We start from the raw sequence: 16,931 nt of genomic DNA on the forward strand, positions 1-16,931 counted from the left end.
GCCGGTTCGAGGTTCGGATCAGTTGTCGAGAAAGCTTCGCAGCTTCCGCGACCGGCTCGGATGCTTGAGCTTGCGCAGCGCCTTCGCCTCGATCTGGCGGATGCGCTCGCGGGTCACCGAGAACTGCTGACCCACCTCTTCGAGGGTGTGGTCGGTGTTCATGCCGATGCCGAAGCGCATGCGCAGCACGCGCTCCTCGCGCGGCGTCAGCGAGGCGAGCACACGGGTCGTGGTCTCGCGCAGGTTCGACTGGATCGCCGCGTCGATCGGCAGAACGACGTTCTTGTCCTCGATGAAGTCGCCGAGATGCGAATCCTCCTCGTCGCCGATCGGCGTTTCGAGGGAGATCGGCTCCTTGGCGATCTTCAGGACCTTGCGCACCTTCTCCAGCGGCATGGCCAATTTCTCGGCCAGCTCCTCCGGAGTCGGCTCGCGGCCGATCTCGTGCAGCATCTGGCGCGACGTGCGAACGATCTTGTTGATCGTCTCGATCATGTGCACCGGAATGCGGATCGTGCGCGCCTGGTCGGCGATCGAGCGGGTGATCGCCTGCCGGATCCACCACGTAGCGTAGGTCGAGAACTTGTAGCCGCGGCGGTACTCGAACTTATCGACCGCCTTCATCAGGCCGATATTGCCCTCCTGGATCAGGTCCAGGAACTGCAGGCCGCGGTTGGTGTACTTCTTGGCGATCGAGATCACGAGGCGCAGGTTGGCCTCGATCATCTCCTTCTTCGCCTGGCGGGCCTCGCGCTCGCCCTTCTGCACCATGGCGACGATCTTGCGGTACTCGCCGATCTGCAGGCCGGTCTCGGAGGCGAGCGTCAGGATCTGCTCGCGCAGGTCCGCGACCTGACGGCCGCCACGCTCCACGAAGTTCTTCCAGCCCTTGCCGCCCAGCGTGGCGACGCGGTCCATCCAGTTCGGGTCGAGCTCGTAGCCCTGGTAGTGGCGCAGGAACTCGTCGCGGGCGACGCCGTGGTGCTCGGCGGCGCGCATCAGGCGGCCCTCATGCGAGATGAGGCGCTTGTTGATGTCGTAGAGCTGCTCGACCAGGGCCTCGATGCGGTTGGCGTTGAGCGAGAGCGACTTCACGTCGGTGACGACGATGTCCTTCAGCTCAGCCTGCTTCTTGGTCTGCGCGGAGGTGACGGTGCCACCGCCCGTCTTCAGCTCCGTCTCCTCGTTCTGGAGCTTGCGCAGCTTGCGGTAGTTCGAGGCGATGTTGTCGAAGGTTTCGAGAACCCGCGGCTTGATCTCGGCCTCCATGGCCGCAAGCGACACGTTGTTCTCCATGTCGTCTTCGTCGTCGGCGCCTTCCGGCGGGACGGCGCCTTCGGCCTCCTCCGACTCTTCACCCTCGGCTTCCGCCTCCTGCGGCGCGCCGCGGGCATCGGGGCCGGCATAGGTGGCTTCGAGATCGATGATGTCGCGCAGCAGCACCTTGCCGTCGACGAGCTCGTCGCGCCAGATAATGATGGCCTGGAAGGTCAGCGGGCTCTCGCAGAGACCCGCGATCATCGCCTCGCGGCCGGCCTCGATGCGCTTGGCGATCGCGATCTCGCCCTCACGCGAGAGCAGCTCCACCGAGCCCATCTCGCGCAGATACATCCGCACGGGATCGTCCGTGCGGTCGGTCGGCTCGCGGGTGGTGGGGGTCGCTACCGCGACGGCGCGGGTGCCGGAGGTCTCGGCGACCTCTCCGCCCTCCGTGCTCTCCTCCTCCTCAGAGGCTTCGCCGTTGGCCTTGGCCTCGGGGGCAGCCTCCTCGGATTCCTCCGCCTCGACCACGCGGATGCCCATGTCGTCGAGCTGCGCGAGCACATCCTCGATCTGGTCGCCGTCGACCTGACCGTCCGGGAGGACCTCGTTGATCTCTTCGTAGGTGACGTAGCCGCGCTTCTTCGCGAGCTTGACCATCCGCTTGACGGCGGCATCCGTCAGGTCAAGGAGCGGGCCGTCCGTCGGTTGATCCTGGGCGGCGTCCGCATCGTCCCGCTCGGTTGCCTTCGTTGCCATGCTCAGCCTATTGTTCTCGTGGCGGCGCCGCAGGCTGAGCCCGCGCTCCGCGAAAGACCCGTCGCAATGTCGTGGAATGGCGCGCTTGTCGAGTGCCCGCGCCGATTCTCGTTGCATCCGCTCTAACTTGCCGTGCGTTGACCGACCGTTAACCAAGTCGGCCCCCCGCCGCCGTCACCCTAGGGTCACGCCGGCGCGAATTCATTCCTCATGAGAGACCTCCGCTTCCGCCTCGGCCGCAGCGATCACTGCCAATTGCTGCTGCACGTCACACAGCCACGCGAAATTGGCCTCGGATCCGTCCTCGGCAAGAGCTCTCTCAGCTTGGTGAAGTTCGCTATGTAGCGCGCCCGTCTGCCGGTGCAAGATCACGGCCTGATGCAGAGTCTGTTCGAGGCGCTGCGGATCGGCGTTCGGATCGAGCGTCCAGCGGTCGCCGGAACTGACCAGGGCGAGCAGCCGGGCATGGGCCTCTTCGAGCCCCGCGCGGCGCAGCCGCGCCTCCATCAATTCAGCCTCCGGGGTGCCGGCCTCCGCCGCCCGGTCGAGCAGGAGGGTGCGCAGCGCGCGGGCATCTGGGTTGACCAATTCGAGAGCCGCCAGCGCCTCCTCCTCGATTCCGAGCAGTTCCGGATGCGCGAGCAGGCTCATGACGATCATCGCCTCGCGCTTGGCCGCCCGCCCGCCCGCCGCCGGCACGGGGGCGGCCGTCTTCAGCAGCGGGTTGAAGCCGGTGGTGATGCGGGGCGATGGCGGCGGATCGCCGGGGCGGGGCCGGCGCTGGAATGGGGCGCCGCGCGGGCTGGCCGGACGTCCGCCGGCGGCGCGCTCGGAGCGTCCGCCGGAAAATGAGGCAGGCCCGCCGGACAGCCCCCGCAACCGCCCCTCGATGTCGTCGCGGTAGAAGCGGCGCACGGTCTCGTCGCGAATGCCGGCCACCGCTTCTCGCAGGGTCCGTGCGAGCCCGGCCCGGCGCTCCGGGGTCTCGAGGGTCGCCGCCTCGGCCTCGCGCGCCCACAGCATCTCGACGAGGGGCCGTGCGGCCGAGAGCACCGCCTCGATCGCCGAGGGACCGCCGGAACGCATCAGGTCGTCCGGATCCTGACCCTGGGGCAGCATCGCGATGCGCAGGGATTTGCCGGGCTCTAGCATCGGCAGGGCTACGTCGAGCGCGCGGAAGGCGGCGCGCTGACCCGCCCCGTCGCCGTCGAAGCAGAGGATCGGCTCGTCGGCGTGGCGCCAGAGCAGGGCGAGCTGATCCTCGGTCAGCGCGGTGCCGAGCGGCGCCACGGTCTCGGGGTATCCGGCCAGCGTCATGGCGATGACGTCGACATAGCCCTCCACCGCGACGATCCGGCTGCGATCGTGCGCGGCCTTGCGGGCAGCGTGGAGGTTGTAGAGCATCCGCCCCTTGTGGAAGAGCGGCGTCTCCGGCGAGTTCATGTACTTCGCCTTGGCCTCCGCCTGCATCGCTCGGCCGCCGAAGGCGACGACCCGGCCGCGGATGTCGAGGATCGGAAACATGATCCGGTCGCGGAACTTGTCGTATGGGACGTTCACCCCCTCAGGCGCCGTGAGCAGCCCGAGTTCCAGCATCAGGTCGCGATCGACCCCTTTGCTCGCGAGGAAATCGCGCAGGGCGTAGCGACCGGGCAGGGAATAGCCGAGCCGGAACGTCTTGCGCGTCGCCTCGCCCAGGGCGCGCCGGTCGAGATAGGCCCGCGCCTCCCCGCCGGCCTGGCCGCGCAACTGCTCCTCGAAGTAGACGGCGGCCAGTTCCATGACTTCGAGCGCGCCCTTGCGCCGCTCCTCGGCCTGCTCGTTCTCGACCGTCATCTTCGGCAGGGTGACGCCGGCCTCGCCGGCCAGCCGCTCGACCGCCTCAGGGAAGCTCAGGCCTTCCGTTTCCATGACGAACTTGAAGATGTCGCCGTGCTTACCGGAGGAGAAGCAGTGGTAGAACTGCTTCTGGTCGTTCACGTAAAACGAGGGCGTCTTCTCCGAATTGAACGGCGACAGGCCGCGCCACTCGCGGCCGGCCTTCTTCAGCCGCACACGCCGGCCGACCACCTCGGAGGTGGGCACGCGGGCGCGGATCTCTTCGAGAATGTGGGGCGGGTAGCGCACGGGGACTCTGCTGGAAGCGGATCGCGTGGACGTTGAGGACCGGCCTTGCGGCAGGCAGTCTAGCGCGGCGGGCCTGCCGGAGTCTTAAAGCCAATCGCGCGGAGCTTTCGCCGGGGCGATGCGTTGCCGGCCCGATGACGGAATTGCCCTCGCCCCCCCGCTGCGGCATCGCCCGCCGCCCGCTCCTCGGCCTTGCCCTGCTCGGCGCGCTCACCCCCAGAGCGCGGGCCGCCGACGATCTCTCGGCGGTGCTCGATCCCTCTTCCAAGGCGGAAACGCTGTATGACGAGGGCGCGTGGTGCGAGGGGCCGGTCTGGGCGCCGTCCCTCGGCGGCCTGATCTTCAGCGACGTGCGCCGCAACCGGATGATGCTGATCCGCGAGGGAGGCCGCGCGGAGGTGTTTCGCGAGCCCTCCAACAATTCGAACGGCAACACCGTCGATACCCAAGGCCGCCTCGTCACCTGCGAGCATCGAACATCGCGCGTGGTGCGGCGGGAGACCGACGGCGCCATCTCCGTGCTGGCCGACCGTTACGATGGCGGGCGGCTCAACGCGCCCAACGACATCGTGGTGGCCCGCGACGGCGCGATCTGGTTCAGCGATCCCACCTACGGCATCGATCAGGCCGAGGAGGGCCTGCCGCGCCCGTCCGAGCAGAAGGGCCGCTTCGTCTTTCGCCTCGCCCCCGACGGATCGCTCGCCGTCGCCACGGATCGGTTCGTGCAGCCCAACGGGCTCGCCTTCTCGCCGGACGAGCGCGTTCTCTACATCTGCGAATCGGGCACCCGCGAAGGAGCGACGGGTGAGATCCGCGCCTTCGACGTCGCGGACGGGCAGCTGTCGAACGAGCGCGTCTTCGCCACGGTCCCGAAGGGTGTGCCGGACGGCGTGAAGGTCGATACCGACGGACGGGTCTATGCCGGCACGGGTGACGGCGTGCGCATCTGGTCGACCGACGGCCGCCCGGTCGGACACATCCCGACCGAGGGCCCCTGCGCCAACCTCGCCTTCGGCGGGCCGGACGGGCGGCGGCTGTTCCTTTGCGCCGGGAAGCGTGTGCTCGCCGTCGAGACCAAGGTGCGCGGCGCCGCGATCGGTTCAGCGGGGAGCCGCCCATGACGATCCGCCTCGCACGTCGCACGCTGCTTGCCGGCACCGCGGCCTTGGCCGCCGCACGGACGATGGCGACGCGGCCAGCCCAGGCTGAAGCGGCCACCGCGCCGGTCGGCGCCCTCGAACGCGTCGCTGCCGTGCAGGCGCCGACGACGCCGACCGGGCTGACGCTGTCCGCCGACGGCCGGATGTTCCTGTTCATGCCCCGCTTCGACGAGACGACGGTGTTCACCGCCGGCGAGGTGTTTCCGGACGGGCGGGTCGTGCCCTATCCCAGCGAGGCGATGAACCGGCCCGATCCGGCGCGTCCGGCCGAGACGCTGTTCCACGTCCCCAACGGCGTATTCGATGCATCGAGCCGCCTCTGGCTGCTCGATGCCGGGCTGATGGCCTCGTCGGGCGAGCCGGTGCCGGGCGCGGCCAAGCTCGTCTGCATCGATCCGGCGACGAACGCGATCCTGCGCACGATCCCGCTGCAATCAGTCGTGACCAAGACCTCCTCGCTCAACGACCTGCGGGTCGATGTGAGGCCGGGGCGCGAGGCGGCCTACATCACCGACCAGGGCCAGACCGGCGCGGGCGCGCTGATCGCCGTCGATCTCGCGAGCGGCCGCGCGGTGCGGCGGCTCGCCGACCATGCCAGTACGCAATCGGTGCCTGGCATCCTCAAGGTCGTCGAGGGCCGGGTGCTGCTAAAGCGCGAGGCCGACGGTACGACGAGCCCGATCAAGGGCGGCGCCAACGGCATCGCGCTGAGCCCGGATGGCGCACGGCTGTACTACACGCCGCTGATGAGCCGGCGCCTCTACGCGGTCGAGACCGCGGCCTTGCTCGATGCGGGAAAGGACGACGCGGCGGTCGCGGAAACGGTGACGGATCTCGGCGAGAAGGGCCTGACCGGCGGGCTCGCCGCCGATTCGCGCGACCGGATTTATCTCAGCCTGCAGGAATTCAACGGCATCGGCCGGCGCGATCCGGACGGGCGGATCGAGGTCATCGCCACCGATCCGCGCCTGATCTGGCCGGACACGTTCTGGATCACGGCGGACGGCTGGCTCTACCTGTCGTCCGCCCAGGCCAACCGCCGCCCCGAACACAACGGCGGCATCGACCGGCAGGAGCCGCCCTACGCGATCTTTCGCATGCGGATCGATGCCGGGCCGGCGTGATGTGTCGGGAGAGACAGGTCTCCCATCCACGACCTCACCCTGAGGTGCTGCGAAGCAGCCTCGAAGGGTCCTCCAGATCCCGCACGCCGTCTGGAAGACCCTTCGAGGCCCGCTGACGCGGTCGCCTCAGGGTGAGGAAGCGCGTGGGATAATACCGCCTTGATGAGCTGCGCTCGTCCGGGAAAAAATTACTTCCCCGCCAGCGCGTCCTTCACCAGCGCGCTCGCGCGGCCGAAATCCATGCGGCCGGTATACTTGCCCTTCAGCGCGCCGATCACCTTGCCCATGTCCTTCGGGCTCTCGGCGCCGGTCTCGGCGATCGCGTCGGCGATGGCCGTGCGCATCTCGGCCTCGTCCAGTTGCTGCGGCAGGAAAGTCTGGATGATCTCGGCTTCGGCGCGCTCGCTCTCAGCGAGTTCGGGCCGGCCACCCTGCTCGTAGACGCCCGCGGCCTCCTGGCGCTGCTTGATCATCTTCTGGAGGAGCGCGAGGATTTCGTCCTCGCCGGTCTCACCCTTGCCCTCGCCGCGCGCGGCGATGTCGCGGTCCTTCAGCGCCGCCTGAATCATGCGCACGGTCGAGAGCTTCTGCTTCTCGCCGGCCTTCATGGCCGCTTTCATTTCGGCGGTGATGCGCTCGCGCAGCATGATGCTATGACTCCCGTCGGGTGTTTCGATGCGGACGTTCGATCCGTCCAGGGCATTGCGCACGGCTGATTCCGCGCCCAGATTGACCCAGGCGCGGCCGGCTCGCTATGAGCCCCGCGAGATATCGCCTTGCCCCGCGGCCCGAATGAGCGGCCGCGCGAGGCGGCGGACATAAGCCGGATCGGACCCATGCTGCAAGACGAACCCGCGACCCTGCGCGCCGATCCCGCGCGCACGAACCCGGAACCCAAGGCACCCGAGCCCTGGAGCGAGCCGCTGGTGACGGCCCTGCTCGTCCTGGCCGACGGCACCGTGCTCGAAGGCTTCGGCATCGGCCAGACCGGCGCCGCCGACGGCGAGGTCTGCTTCAACACGGCGATGACGGGCTATCAGGAGATCCTGACCGACCCGTCCTATGCCGGGCAGATCGTCACCTTCACCTTCCCGCATATCGGCAATGTCGGCACCAACGACGAGGATCTGGAGAGCCTGGACCAGGCGCCGGCTTCCGGCGTGCGCGGCGCGGTGATCGCCTCGGCGGTCACGAAGCCTTCGAACTGGCGCTCGTCCTCGCATCTCGACGGCTGGCTCAAGGCCCGCGGCATCGTCGGCATCACCGGGATCGACACGCGGGCGCTGACCGCGCTGATCCGCGACCGCGGCATGCCCAACGCCGTGATCGCCAACGACCCGGAAGGCAAGTTCGACCGCGAGGCGCTGAAGGCCCGCGCGGCGGCGCTCGCGCCGATGGAAGGTCTCGACCTCGTGCCGCCGGTGACCTCGCGCGAGACCACGGCCTGGACCGAGACCGTCTGGGCGGTGAAGGGCGGCTACGGCTCGCGTGCGCCGGGCCAGGGCCTCAAGGTCGTGGCTATCGATTACGGCGTGAAGCGCAACATCCTGCGCCTGCTTGCGGAAGCCGGCTGCGACGTCACCGTGGTGCCGGCCACGACCACGGCCGAAGACATCATGGCCTTAAAGCCGGACGGCGTGTTCCTCTCCAACGGCCCCGGCGACCCGGCCGCGACCGGCGAATACGCCGTGCCGGTGATCCGCAAGCTGCTCGACGAGCGGGTGCCGACCTTCGGCATCTGCCTCGGCCACCAGCTGATGGGCCTCGCGCTCGGCGGGCGCACGGTGAAGATGGGCCAGGGCCATCACGGCGCGAACCACCCGGTGAAGGACCACACCACCGGCAAGGTCGAGATCGTCTCGATGAACCACGGCTTCGCGGTCGATCCCACGAGCCTGCCCGAGACCGCGGTCGAGACCCACGTCTCTCTGTTCGACGGCTCGAATTGCGGTCTCTCCCTCACCGACCGCCCGGCCTTCTCGGTGCAGCACCACCCGGAAGCCTCTCCGGGCCCGCGTGACAGCCACTATCTGTTCGAGCGTTTCGTGAAGCTGATGCGCGAGAATCGGCCCGAGACGGCCGCCTGAGGCTGAAGAGGCCCCCTGGGACGGCGGCCCAAACGCCGCCGTCCCCGCGTCACAAAAAACTCCACCTTGCCCCCCATCTCCCTGGCCCATGGCCGGATCGCAAAAGAATCAGCGGCCGGATCGTTTGGGGGCTTGCCGCATGACGCTCGACGACGCGCGCGACGACTTCTCGCGCCTGCATCGCCTGTTCACCTTCCACCTCGGCGTGGCGGTCGGGCTGGCCTGGCTGACGACACTCTACGCAGCGGTTTCCGCCCCGTGGGTGCGCAACATCCGCGCGCTGATCGACCCGACCGATCCGATGCGGATCGAGAGCACGCTGTCCTACCTATTCGTGATGCCGGCCGTCCTGACGCTCGCCTGGGCCTCCGCCTATTTCGGCCGCGAGACCATGCGCCGGTTCCAGACCCTGCCGAACCAGACCCTCGAATTCGCCGCCGCGGCGATGGTGGCCTTCGGCGTGTTCTACCTGTCGATCGACCGCGCCGTCGCCGTCATCGGCGCCGGGTTCTGAATCTCAGCGATTCCCGAGTGCCGGCGCATCCAGCCGGCACTTACTCCTCCACCCAAAGCCGCACCGCGCCGTCGGCGAGCAGCCGCACCAGCCGCTGCTCCGCCCCCGCATCCGCGGCGATGACGACACCCCCGCAGACCGTGTCGCGGCCGGTGAAGGCGTAACGCAGCACCGGCGCCGGTCTCAGCCCGCCCGATCCCGTCGCGCAAAATCCCTGCATCGCGTGCGGCCGGTCGCTGCGGCCGATGGCGACCTCCAACCCGGCCGCCTGCCCCTTCAGCGGAATCGCGAAGAATTCGAGCCGCCGTCCCTCCTGCTGGGCGAGCGCCCGGCGGGGGCTGGAGAGCGCGACGAGGGTATCGGGGGGCAGGTGCAGCAGCCCCTCGAACGACAGCGACGGCCCCACCCGCACGAATCGGTCGATCACCGCCATTCCGCTCAGGTCGTCGAGCACCAGGAAGAGGCGCGCATGGGCGTAGTCGGGCCCGTGCACGGTGGTGGAGAGCATCAGGGCCTGGGCACCATCGAGCGTGAGCCGCGCGCTCAGCGTCCCCGAACCGGCGACCGGCTCGCAGCCATCGGGGATGGCGACGTTGTGGGCGCGGGGCGAGAGCAAGTAATGGCGCGCGGGACCGACCTCAACGCCCTCGGCACCGCCCCCCTCCACGATCCAGCGCCGCGAGGCGGTGGCGAAGGTGAAGGAGGTGCAGTCGCGATGCCCGTGCGGTGATTGCGCGGCATGGGTGAGGGCGAAATGACCCCAGCCCTGCTCCATCCCATCGTAGCGGATCGCAAGCATGCCGGCGGTGCGGCCCTCGGCAACGGGCGCCGCGTCGCGCTCCGCGACGAGGTCGTGACCCTGAGAATGGCCCCGCGAGGAGAGCCGGGCGATCCAGGCGGCATGGTCGAGGCCGGCGGGGGCATCGCCGAAGGGCGGGAGCCGTCCGCCGCGATCGATCAGCCCGGCAAGACCCGGCAACGCCGCCTCGACGCGGCGGCGGATCGTCGGGCCGGGCTCGGTTTCACCCAGCGCCTCGGCGATCGCCTGCCCATGGCTCAGGAGATCGAGGCGCCGCACCGGGGCGGCATCGGTGAACGCGCCCGCTTCCGACAACAGCGCATCGAAGCCGTGAGTGAGGCTGTCGCGCGCCAGGGAATCCCAGTACGGGGCGAACGCGAAGCCGGGCAGCGCCCGCGCGACGGCAAGCAGCGCCGCCGCCGCCTGGATGCCGTGCAGAGCCCGCGCCAGGGTGTTCTGCCCGACGATCTCGGCGAGCGCGAAGCCCTGCCGTGCGGCCTCCGCGGCGATTACGGCGCGGGTGGGCTCATCTCGGGTGGGATCGTCGCCGCCTGTAAGCAGGCTCGCCAGCACGTCGCCGCGCGGGGCCAGAGCCGCCGGGTGCAGACTCAGGCCGTCCGCCGGCTGGCTCCACGGATTGGCCCGCGACCACGCCGCGGCGATGGTCCGGGCGCGGGCCGCTCCGTCCGGAAGGGCTGCGAGCGGCAGCAGCCAGGCCAGCGACTGATAGGCGAGGCGCCACGCCACCGAGCGGAACGGATCCTCGCGCCAGTCCGGCGCTTGCGGCAACGTCCAATCGGGCAGGCCGGCCAGAGCCAGGACCACACTCTCCCCCTCGATCCGCGCACTCCGATCCGGCCCGGTGCGCAAGTCGCGGGCCCGCGCGAGGATCGGCGCGGCACCCGTCTCGGACCCCGCCCGCCACGACGCGGGCACGCCTTCGGGCAGGCCGAGCCGGTCGGCGAGGCGGGCGAGGAAGGCCGGCGCATCGAGGACGTCGTCGTCGCAAAGGCTTTCGAGGCGGAAATCGTCTTCGAGCGCGAGTTCGGGCTGGCCGATCAGCTCGCTCTCCGAGGCGATCTGCGCATCCTCCCACGCGCCGAAATCGAGCGCGACCGCGGCGGCACCGGGCGGCGGACGCAGGGTCAGGGTGAAGCGGCGCGCCTGCGGCTGGGCCGAGAGGTTGATGACCGCACCGAGGCCCGGCACGGAGACGGCGTTGGCGTAGGGTGGCGCGATCTCCGCTCCCGCCGCATCACGGTAGACGAGCCGCACCCGCGCGGCGTGCTCGTCGGCCCGCGCGGCGTAGATCTGGCCGCGCAGCACTAGGGCGACGTCCTCGGCCAGCGCGTAGTCGAATCGCAGCCCCTCGCCGGACAGCGGGCGCCGACGCGGCGCCGGCGCCGGATCGGGCGCGCCGAGACGAAGGACAGGGTCGGCCAAGGCGACGTCGCTGGTGTTGCGCCACGAGCGCAGGGTGACGCTGACGCCGCTCGCCTGATCGGGTACGCGGAAGGCGATGCGGAACGGCTCCGCACCGAGGAGCGCCGGCCCTGGAATCCAGGCGACGTGCGGATCGAGCAGGCTGCGGGCCAGCCCTGGCACGTGGTCGAGATCGAGGCTTGAGCCATCCGCCGTTAGAAAGTCGAAGCCGGCCGCGACGGCATCGACGGCCAGAGCCGCCGCCTCGTCCGCGTCGAAGGCGAGACCGAATCGCAGGCAGGCCCAGGTTCCGGGCGTCAGGTCGGAAAAGCTCAAGCCCACCCGCGCGAAGCGGTTGTTGGGTGCGATGCGGTGCAGCCCCTCGCGTCCGCCCGGCCCGGCGCCTCCGGCATAGCGTGAAGCGGCCGGCAGCAGGGGCGCTGCGCCCTCGCCGTCGGAGACGGCCGCAGCGGCCTGCTCATCGATCTGGTCCATGACCCGCAGGCGCTACCTCGGGGATCGGCCGTGTCAAGGCGCGAGCCAGCCTCGTGCAAGATTGCCTACCTAAACCTCCTCCCTGACGCGGGTTTCACCGTCCGGGTGCGCCCGCGTCCCGCGCTTCTTGAGAAGCCCTTGGGATGGGGGCGTTGCCATGACGACGGGCGTCTACCTGTTCGACCTCGCCTCGCAGCACGCGCGTTTTCTCGCGACGCGGCAGGCCACCATCGCCGGAAACGTCGCGAACGCGAACACCCCCGGCTACAAGGCGCGGGACGTGATGCCCTTCGCCCAGGTCCTGGCGCGTACCGGGCTCGACATGGCCTCGACCGCCACGAGCCATCTGGGAACGCAAGGCACTGGCATCCCGGTGCGCGAGGCCAAGCCCACTGAGACCTGGGAAGTGCTCCAATCGTCGAGCGCGGTCAGCCTGGAGCAGGAGATGCTCAAGGCCGGCGACGTCTCCCGCCAGCACAACCTCGATACGGCGGTGGTGAAGTCGTTCCATCGCATGCTGATGGCCGCGGTGAAGGGCGGCGCATGATCGATCCCCTGCTCTCCGCCTCGCGGCTCGCGAGCGCCGGCCTCGAAGCGCAATCGCTGCGCATGCGGGTCGTCTCCGAGAACCTCGCCAACGCGCAATCGACCGGCGCGACCCCGGGGGCCGATCCCTATGCCCGCAAGACGGTGACGTTCCGGGCCGAGCTCGACCGGGCGGCGGGCGTCGCCTCGGTGCGCCTGCGCGAGATCGGCACCGACAACGCCCCGTTCCGCACCGAGCACGACCCCGCCAACGCGGCCGCCGACGCGAACGGCAACGTCAAGCTGCCCAATGTGAACATGCTCGTCGAGATGGCCGACATGCGCGAGGCCAACCGCTCCTACGAGGCGAACCTCCAGGTCATCAAACAGGCCCGGGCCATGGTCGCCAGCGTCATCGATCTCCTGAAGTCCTGAAGAGCCGCCCGCGATGATCGAAGCCCTCAACTCGCTCGCCGCCTTCGACAAGGTCGCCGGCACCTCCTTCGCCGGGGCCGCGCCGACCCAGAAGGCCATGTTCAGCCCGGCCGCCCTCTCGGGCATCGCCGGGACCGCCCCGACCGCGCCCACCGATTTCGGTGAGGTGATGGCCCAGGTCGCGTCCAGCGCCCGCGACGCGCTGCGCACCGGCGAGGCCACGGCGATCTCCGGCATCCAGGGCAAGGCCACCGCGCAGCAGGTGGTCGAGGCGGTGATGTCCGCCGAGCAGAGCCTCCAGACCGTGGTGGCGATCCGCGACAAGGTGGTCGCCGCCTACCTCGAACTCAGCCGCATGCCGATCTGATCGGCCGCGCCGCTTCCGTTTCAACGCGCACTCTTACCGCCGAACCGGCATCCCGTTCGGCGGTAAGAGTGCTAGCCCGAAGGATCCCTCGCCATGCGCGCGCTCGCCATCGCCGCCACGGGCATGTCCGCCCAGCAGCTCAACCTCGAAGTCATCGCCAACAACATCGCCAACCTGAACACCACCGGGTTCAAGGGCGCGCGGGCCGAGTTCACCGATCTGCTCTATCAGGCCGAGCGGCAGCAGGGCGTGCCGAACCAAGCGGGCCAGGAGGCGGTGCCGGAGGGCGCGATGCTCGGCCTCGGCGTCCGCGCCGCCGCGATCCGCAACCTGCACCGGCAGGGCTCGCTGGCCAACACCGGCAATCAGCTCGATCTGGCGGTGAACGGGCGCGGCTACTTCCAGATCACCAGCCCGGCGGGCGAGATCCAGTACACCCGCGCCGGCTCGTTCAACAAGAACAACGCCGGCCAGCTCGTGACCATGGAAGGTTACGCGGTCGATCCTGCGATCCTGATCCCTCAGAACACCACGCAGGTGACGATCAACGAGTCCGGTCAGGTCTTCGCCAAGATCGACGGGCAGGTCGCGTTGCAGAATGTCGGCCAGTTGACGCTCGCCAATTTCGCCAACGATTCCGGCCTCGAACCGCTCGGCAACGGCCTCTATCGCGAGACCCCGGCCTCCGGCGCGCCCGTGGTCGGCAATCCCGGCGACGTGAGCTACGGCAAGCTGCAGCAGGGCTATCTCGAAGGCTCGAACGTCGATCCGGTGAAAGAGATCACCAGCCTCATCACGGCCCAGCGCGCCTTCGAGATGAACTCGAAGGTGATCCAGGCCGCCGACGAGATGGCCGGAACGGTCTCCAAGGGCATCCGCTGACGCGCGCGGCCTCCACGCCCGCATCCATTTACGCGTCTTCCCCTCCTCCTTCGGCGCGAGCCTCCATGCCCCGCAAGACCTTCGTCCGCGGCCTCGTGCTCGCCGCCCTCGCGGCCGGCTCGGCGCAGCCCATCGCCCCGGCGCAGGCCGTCGAGGGCATGGCGAATGCCGAACTCATGCTGCCGGTGCCGACCGTCACGATCTATCCCGGCGACACGATCAAGGAATCGATGCTGCGGATGCAGGCCTATCCCGCGACCTATCGGGCGCGCACGGCGGTCATCGATGCCTCCGCCGCGATCGCCGGCCGGGTCGCCCGGCGGATGCTGCTGCCGGGTGAGCCGGTGCCGGTCAACGCCGTGGACGATCCCCGCCTCGTGAGCCGTGGCGCGCCGACGCAGATGATCTTCGAGGAGAACGGCCTCGTCATCACCGCGGTCGGAGCGCCGCTCCAGAACGGCGGCCTCGGCGAGACGATCCGCGTGCGCAACACCGACACCAACCGCATCATCCTCGGCACGGTGATGGCCGACGGCCGCATCCGGATCGGCGCGCAATGATCCGTCGCCTGCTCCTCGCGGTGCTGCTCGGCCTGCTCACCGGCCTGGGCTTTGCCGTCATGACTGGCCCGGTCTTCGCCGCCGGCACCCGCATCAAGGACATCGCCACGCTCAAGGGCGTGCGCGACAACCAGCTGTTCGGCTACGGCCTCGTCACCGGTCTCCAGGGCACCGGCGACACCCTGCGCAACGCGCAGTTCACCGAGCAGTCGCTGCAATCGCTGCTCGACCGGCTCGGCATCAACGTGCGCGACGCCCGCCTGCGCACCCGCAACATCGCGGCCGTGATGGTGACCGCCGACCTGCCGCCCTATACCGGCACCGGCTCGCGCATCGACGTCACCGTGACCTCCATGGGCGACGCCACGTCGCTGCGCGGCGGCACCCTGCTGATGACCTCGCTCACCGGTGGCGACGGCCTCGTCTACGCGGCGGCGCAGGGGCCGCTCGCGGTCTCCGGCTTCTCGGTGCAGGGGCAGGCCGAGCAGTTGACGCAAGGCGTGCCGACGGCGGGCCGCATCCCGAACGGCGCGATGATCGAGCGCGAGGTGCCCGGCACCTTCCGCGATCTGCCCGAACTCGTGTTCGAGCTGAAGAACCCCGACTTCAAGACCGCGACCCAGATCGCCGACGCGATCAACGCGTGGTCGCTCGGTGCCTTCGGCCGTCGCATCGCCAGCGCGCGGGACCAGCGCGCCGTGGTGGTGATGCGCGGGCGCCAGATGGCCCAGACCCGGCTCGTGGCACAGATCGGCGATCTGACGATCCAGCCCGACACGCCGGCACGCGTCGTCGTGGACCAGCGCACCGGCACCGTCGTGATCGGGCGCAACGTGACGATCTCCACCGTCGCGGTCACCCACGGCAACCTCACGGTGCGGGTCACCGAGGCACCGGAGGTGTCGCAGCCGGAGCCTTTCTCCAACGGCCAGACCGTCGTGGTGCCGCGCACGGAAGTGTCGGCGCGGGAGGAGCGCGGCAAGCTCGCCATTCTCGGCGGCTCCGACCTTCAGACGCTGGTGCGCGGGCTCAATCAGGTCGGGCTCAAGCCCACCGACATCATCGCGATCCTGCAGGCGGTGAAGACCGCCGGTGCCCTCCAGGCGGAGCTTGTGGTGCAGTGATGAACGTGACGCTGCGCATTGCCCTGTGCTGGCTCGCGCTCGGCGGGACCGCGCTCGCGGCCGGCGGCGACCATGCCGACCCGGCCAAGGACGCCGCGATGCGGGCGCTCGCCACCCGCGACGCGCCGAAGGAGATCTCGGCGCAGGATTTCGTCGCCAAGGAGCCGGCCAAGACCGGCTACTGCGCCAACATCGCGGATGCCGCCGCCGATGCCCGCTTCGCGTGGCAAAAGGAGCAGCTCGCGGTGATGGAGCGGCAGGTCGAGGAGCGCATCAAGCTCCTCGAAGAGAAGCGGGCCGAGTACGAGGCCTGGCTCAAGCGCCGCAACGAATTCCTGGCCAAGGCCGACGAGAGCGTGGTCGCGGTCTACGCCAAGATGCGGCCCGATGCGGCGGCGCTCCAGCTCGCCAACATGCCCGACGAGGCGGCCGCCGCCCTGCTGACCAAGCTCAACGCCCGCACCGCGAGCGCCATCCTCTCCGAGATGGAGGCGGCCCGTGCCGCCGGTCTCGCCCGTGCGATGTCGGAGTCGGGCCGCAAGGACGCGACCGCTCCGGCCGTCAAGAAGAACCAGAGGTCGTGATGCGCCCCTCCTCCGCCGCCGTGGCCGTGCTGGCCCTCTCGCTCGGCGCCTGCCAGAGCGATCTCGACCGCCTCGGCCGCCCGCCGCTGCTGACGCCGATCGGCACCGGGCTCAACGCGCCGCGTGAGCCGCTGCCGACCTCCTTCGGCGCCCTCGGCCCGCGCCACAGCTACCACTCGACCTGGAGCCCGGCGAGCGCCGCGCTCTACCAGGATCCGCGCGCCCGCGACGTCGGCGACGTCATCACGGTCAGCATCGCCATCAACGACAAGGCGCAGTTCGACAACGCGAGCGAGCGCGGCCGCAGCCAGAAGAGCAGCCTCGGCTTCGATTTCGGCTACGGCATCTCGGGGCTCAAGGACACGGCCACCGCCGATACCGGCATCCGCTCCGGCACCGAGACCAAGGGCCAGGGCTCGATCGACCGCAAGGAATCGCTCAGCCTCTCGGTCGCGGCGGTGGTCACCGAGGTGCTGCCCAACGGCAACGTGCTGATTTCGGGCTCGCAGGAGGTGCGGGTCAACAACGAGGTCCGCGTGCTCGAAGTCGCCGGCATCGTTCGCCCGCGGGATATCTCGCGCAAGAACACCATCGATTACGACAAGATCGCCGAGGCGCGCATCTCCTACGGCGGGCGCGGCCGCATCACCGATGTGCAGGGCCCAAGCCTGGGCCAGCGGGTCTTCGAGACCGTCGCACCGTTCTGA

The 16,931-nt window shown here is 69.7% G+C and carries 16 protein-coding genes; 12 read left to right on the top strand and 4 right to left on the bottom strand.

Annotation, left to right across the window (positions count from 1 at the left end):
* Positions 1-18: 18 nt before the first annotated feature.
* Positions 19-2,019 (bottom strand): RNA polymerase sigma factor RpoD, encoded by a 2,001-nt coding sequence (gene rpoD, locus MSPGM_RS02600; protein WP_003604502.1) that lies wholly within the window; start codon positions 2,017-2,019, stop codon positions 19-21.
* 201 nt (positions 2,020-2,220) lie between these two features.
* The gene (gene dnaG / locus MSPGM_RS02605; RefSeq protein WP_012752105.1) at positions 2,221-4,146 is read right to left on the bottom strand and encodes a DNA primase; all 1,926 of its coding nucleotides are present in this window, start codon (positions 4,144-4,146) and stop codon (positions 2,221-2,223) included.
* A gap of 134 nt (positions 4,147-4,280) precedes the next feature.
* Here dnaG and MSPGM_RS02610 point away from each other — a divergent pair, with 134 nt between their 5' ends.
* Complete coding sequence (locus MSPGM_RS02610; protein ID WP_003602033.1) at positions 4,281-5,267, top strand: SMP-30/gluconolactonase/LRE family protein; 987 nt, start codon at positions 4,281-4,283, stop codon at positions 5,265-5,267.
* Positions 5,264-6,430, top strand: coding sequence for an L-dopachrome tautomerase-related protein (locus tag MSPGM_RS02615; protein WP_003602032.1), 1,167 nt, complete (start codon positions 5,264-5,266; stop codon positions 6,428-6,430). Before MSPGM_RS02610 ends, MSPGM_RS02615 begins: the two co-directional genes overlap by 4 nt.
* A gap of 188 nt (positions 6,431-6,618) precedes the next feature.
* Here the strand turns inward: MSPGM_RS02615 and MSPGM_RS02620 are convergent, their stop codons facing one another.
* Entirely contained in the window at positions 6,619-7,077 is a 459-nt protein-coding gene (locus MSPGM_RS02620; RefSeq protein WP_003602030.1) for a GatB/YqeY domain-containing protein, read from the bottom strand.
* 189 nt (positions 7,078-7,266) lie between these two features.
* Between MSPGM_RS02620 and carA the strand changes: the two genes are divergently transcribed.
* Together carA and MSPGM_RS02630 are read left to right on the top strand one after the other, a co-directional pair.
* On the top strand, positions 7,267-8,517 hold the full coding sequence (gene carA, locus MSPGM_RS02625) for a glutamine-hydrolyzing carbamoyl-phosphate synthase small subunit (RefSeq protein ID WP_003602028.1): 1,251 nt from the start codon (positions 7,267-7,269) through the stop codon (positions 8,515-8,517).
* Between the two features lie 139 nt (positions 8,518-8,656).
* Positions 8,657-9,031, top strand: coding sequence for a hypothetical protein (locus tag MSPGM_RS02630; protein WP_003602026.1), 375 nt, complete (start codon positions 8,657-8,659; stop codon positions 9,029-9,031).
* 40 nt (positions 9,032-9,071) lie between these two features.
* Here MSPGM_RS02630 and MSPGM_RS02635 read toward each other — a convergent pair whose 3' ends face one another.
* Positions 9,072-11,747 carry a heparinase II/III family protein gene (locus MSPGM_RS02635; RefSeq protein WP_003602024.1) on the bottom strand — a complete coding sequence of 892 codons (2,676 nt, stop codon included), beginning with the start codon at positions 11,745-11,747 and terminating at the stop codon, positions 9,072-9,074.
* Positions 11,748-11,904: 157 nt separating this feature from the next.
* On the opposite strand from MSPGM_RS02635, the gene flgB reads away from it, so the two are divergent.
* The 8 genes from flgB (at position 11,905) to flgH (ending at position 16,931) form a co-directional block, all read left to right on the top strand.
* Positions 11,905-12,294 (top strand): flagellar basal body rod protein FlgB, encoded by a 390-nt coding sequence (gene flgB / locus MSPGM_RS02640; protein ID WP_012252379.1) that lies wholly within the window; start codon positions 11,905-11,907, stop codon positions 12,292-12,294.
* Complete coding sequence (gene flgC, locus MSPGM_RS02645; RefSeq protein WP_173390174.1) at positions 12,294-12,707, top strand: flagellar basal body rod protein FlgC; 414 nt, start codon at positions 12,294-12,296, stop codon at positions 12,705-12,707. Before flgB ends, flgC begins: the two co-directional genes overlap by 1 nt.
* Positions 12,708-12,720: 13 nt before the next feature.
* A complete protein-coding gene (locus MSPGM_RS02650) occupies positions 12,721-13,074 on the top strand; it encodes a flagellar hook-basal body complex protein FliE (protein ID WP_003602017.1) in 354 nt (117 codons plus the stop codon).
* 93 nt (positions 13,075-13,167) lie between these two features.
* Positions 13,168-13,956: a flagellar basal-body rod protein FlgG gene (gene flgG, locus MSPGM_RS02655; protein WP_003602015.1), complete on the top strand. Its 789-nt coding sequence runs from the start codon at positions 13,168-13,170 to the stop codon at positions 13,954-13,956.
* 65 nt (positions 13,957-14,021) lie between these two features.
* Complete coding sequence (flgA, locus tag MSPGM_RS02660) at positions 14,022-14,516, top strand: flagellar basal body P-ring formation chaperone FlgA (RefSeq protein ID WP_003602013.1); 495 nt, start codon at positions 14,022-14,024, stop codon at positions 14,514-14,516.
* Positions 14,513-15,640, top strand: a complete 1,128-nt coding sequence (gene flgI / locus MSPGM_RS02665) for a flagellar basal body P-ring protein FlgI (protein WP_003602012.1) — start codon at positions 14,513-14,515, stop codon at positions 15,638-15,640. Before flgA ends, flgI begins: the two co-directional genes overlap by 4 nt.
* Entirely contained in the window at positions 15,640-16,224 is a 585-nt protein-coding gene (locus MSPGM_RS02670) for a MotE family protein (protein WP_003602010.1), read from the top strand. Before flgI ends, MSPGM_RS02670 begins: the two co-directional genes overlap by 1 nt.
* Entirely contained in the window at positions 16,224-16,931 is a 708-nt protein-coding gene (gene flgH, locus MSPGM_RS02675) for a flagellar basal body L-ring protein FlgH (RefSeq protein WP_003602007.1), read from the top strand. Before MSPGM_RS02670 ends, flgH begins: the two co-directional genes overlap by 1 nt.

Source organism: Methylorubrum sp. GM97 (assembly GCF_024347855.1).
In the GTDB taxonomy this organism is placed as follows: Bacteria; Pseudomonadota; Alphaproteobacteria; order Rhizobiales; family Beijerinckiaceae; genus Methylobacterium; species Methylobacterium extorquens.

Coding starts and splice junctions, on each gene's coding strand:
- MSPGM_RS02615 (WP_003602032.1), top strand. CDS start 5,264: ATGACGATCCGCCTCGCACGTCGCACGCTGCTTGCCGGCACCGCGGCC.
- flgI (WP_003602012.1), top strand. CDS start 14,513: ATGATCCGTCGCCTGCTCCTCGCGGTGCTGCTCGGCCTGCTCACCGGC.
- flgG (WP_003602015.1), top strand. CDS start 13,168: ATGCGCGCGCTCGCCATCGCCGCCACGGGCATGTCCGCCCAGCAGCTC.
- MSPGM_RS02630 (WP_003602026.1), top strand. CDS start 8,657: ATGACGCTCGACGACGCGCGCGACGACTTCTCGCGCCTGCATCGCCTG.
- MSPGM_RS02610 (WP_003602033.1), top strand. CDS start 4,281: ATGACGGAATTGCCCTCGCCCCCCCGCTGCGGCATCGCCCGCCGCCCG.
- MSPGM_RS02620 (WP_003602030.1), bottom strand. CDS start 7,077: ATGCTGCGCGAGCGCATCACCGCCGAAATGAAAGCGGCCATGAAGGCC.
- MSPGM_RS02670 (WP_003602010.1), top strand. CDS start 15,640: ATGAACGTGACGCTGCGCATTGCCCTGTGCTGGCTCGCGCTCGGCGGG.
- rpoD (WP_003604502.1), bottom strand. CDS start 2,019: ATGGCAACGAAGGCAACCGAGCGGGACGATGCGGACGCCGCCCAGGAT.
- flgH (WP_003602007.1), top strand. CDS start 16,224: ATGCGCCCCTCCTCCGCCGCCGTGGCCGTGCTGGCCCTCTCGCTCGGC.
- MSPGM_RS02635 (WP_003602024.1), bottom strand. CDS start 11,747: ATGGACCAGATCGATGAGCAGGCCGCTGCGGCCGTCTCCGACGGCGAG.
- flgB (WP_012252379.1), top strand. CDS start 11,905: ATGACGACGGGCGTCTACCTGTTCGACCTCGCCTCGCAGCACGCGCGT.
- MSPGM_RS02650 (WP_003602017.1), top strand. CDS start 12,721: ATGATCGAAGCCCTCAACTCGCTCGCCGCCTTCGACAAGGTCGCCGGC.
- flgA (WP_003602013.1), top strand. CDS start 14,022: ATGCCCCGCAAGACCTTCGTCCGCGGCCTCGTGCTCGCCGCCCTCGCG.
- carA (WP_003602028.1), top strand. CDS start 7,267: ATGCTGCAAGACGAACCCGCGACCCTGCGCGCCGATCCCGCGCGCACG.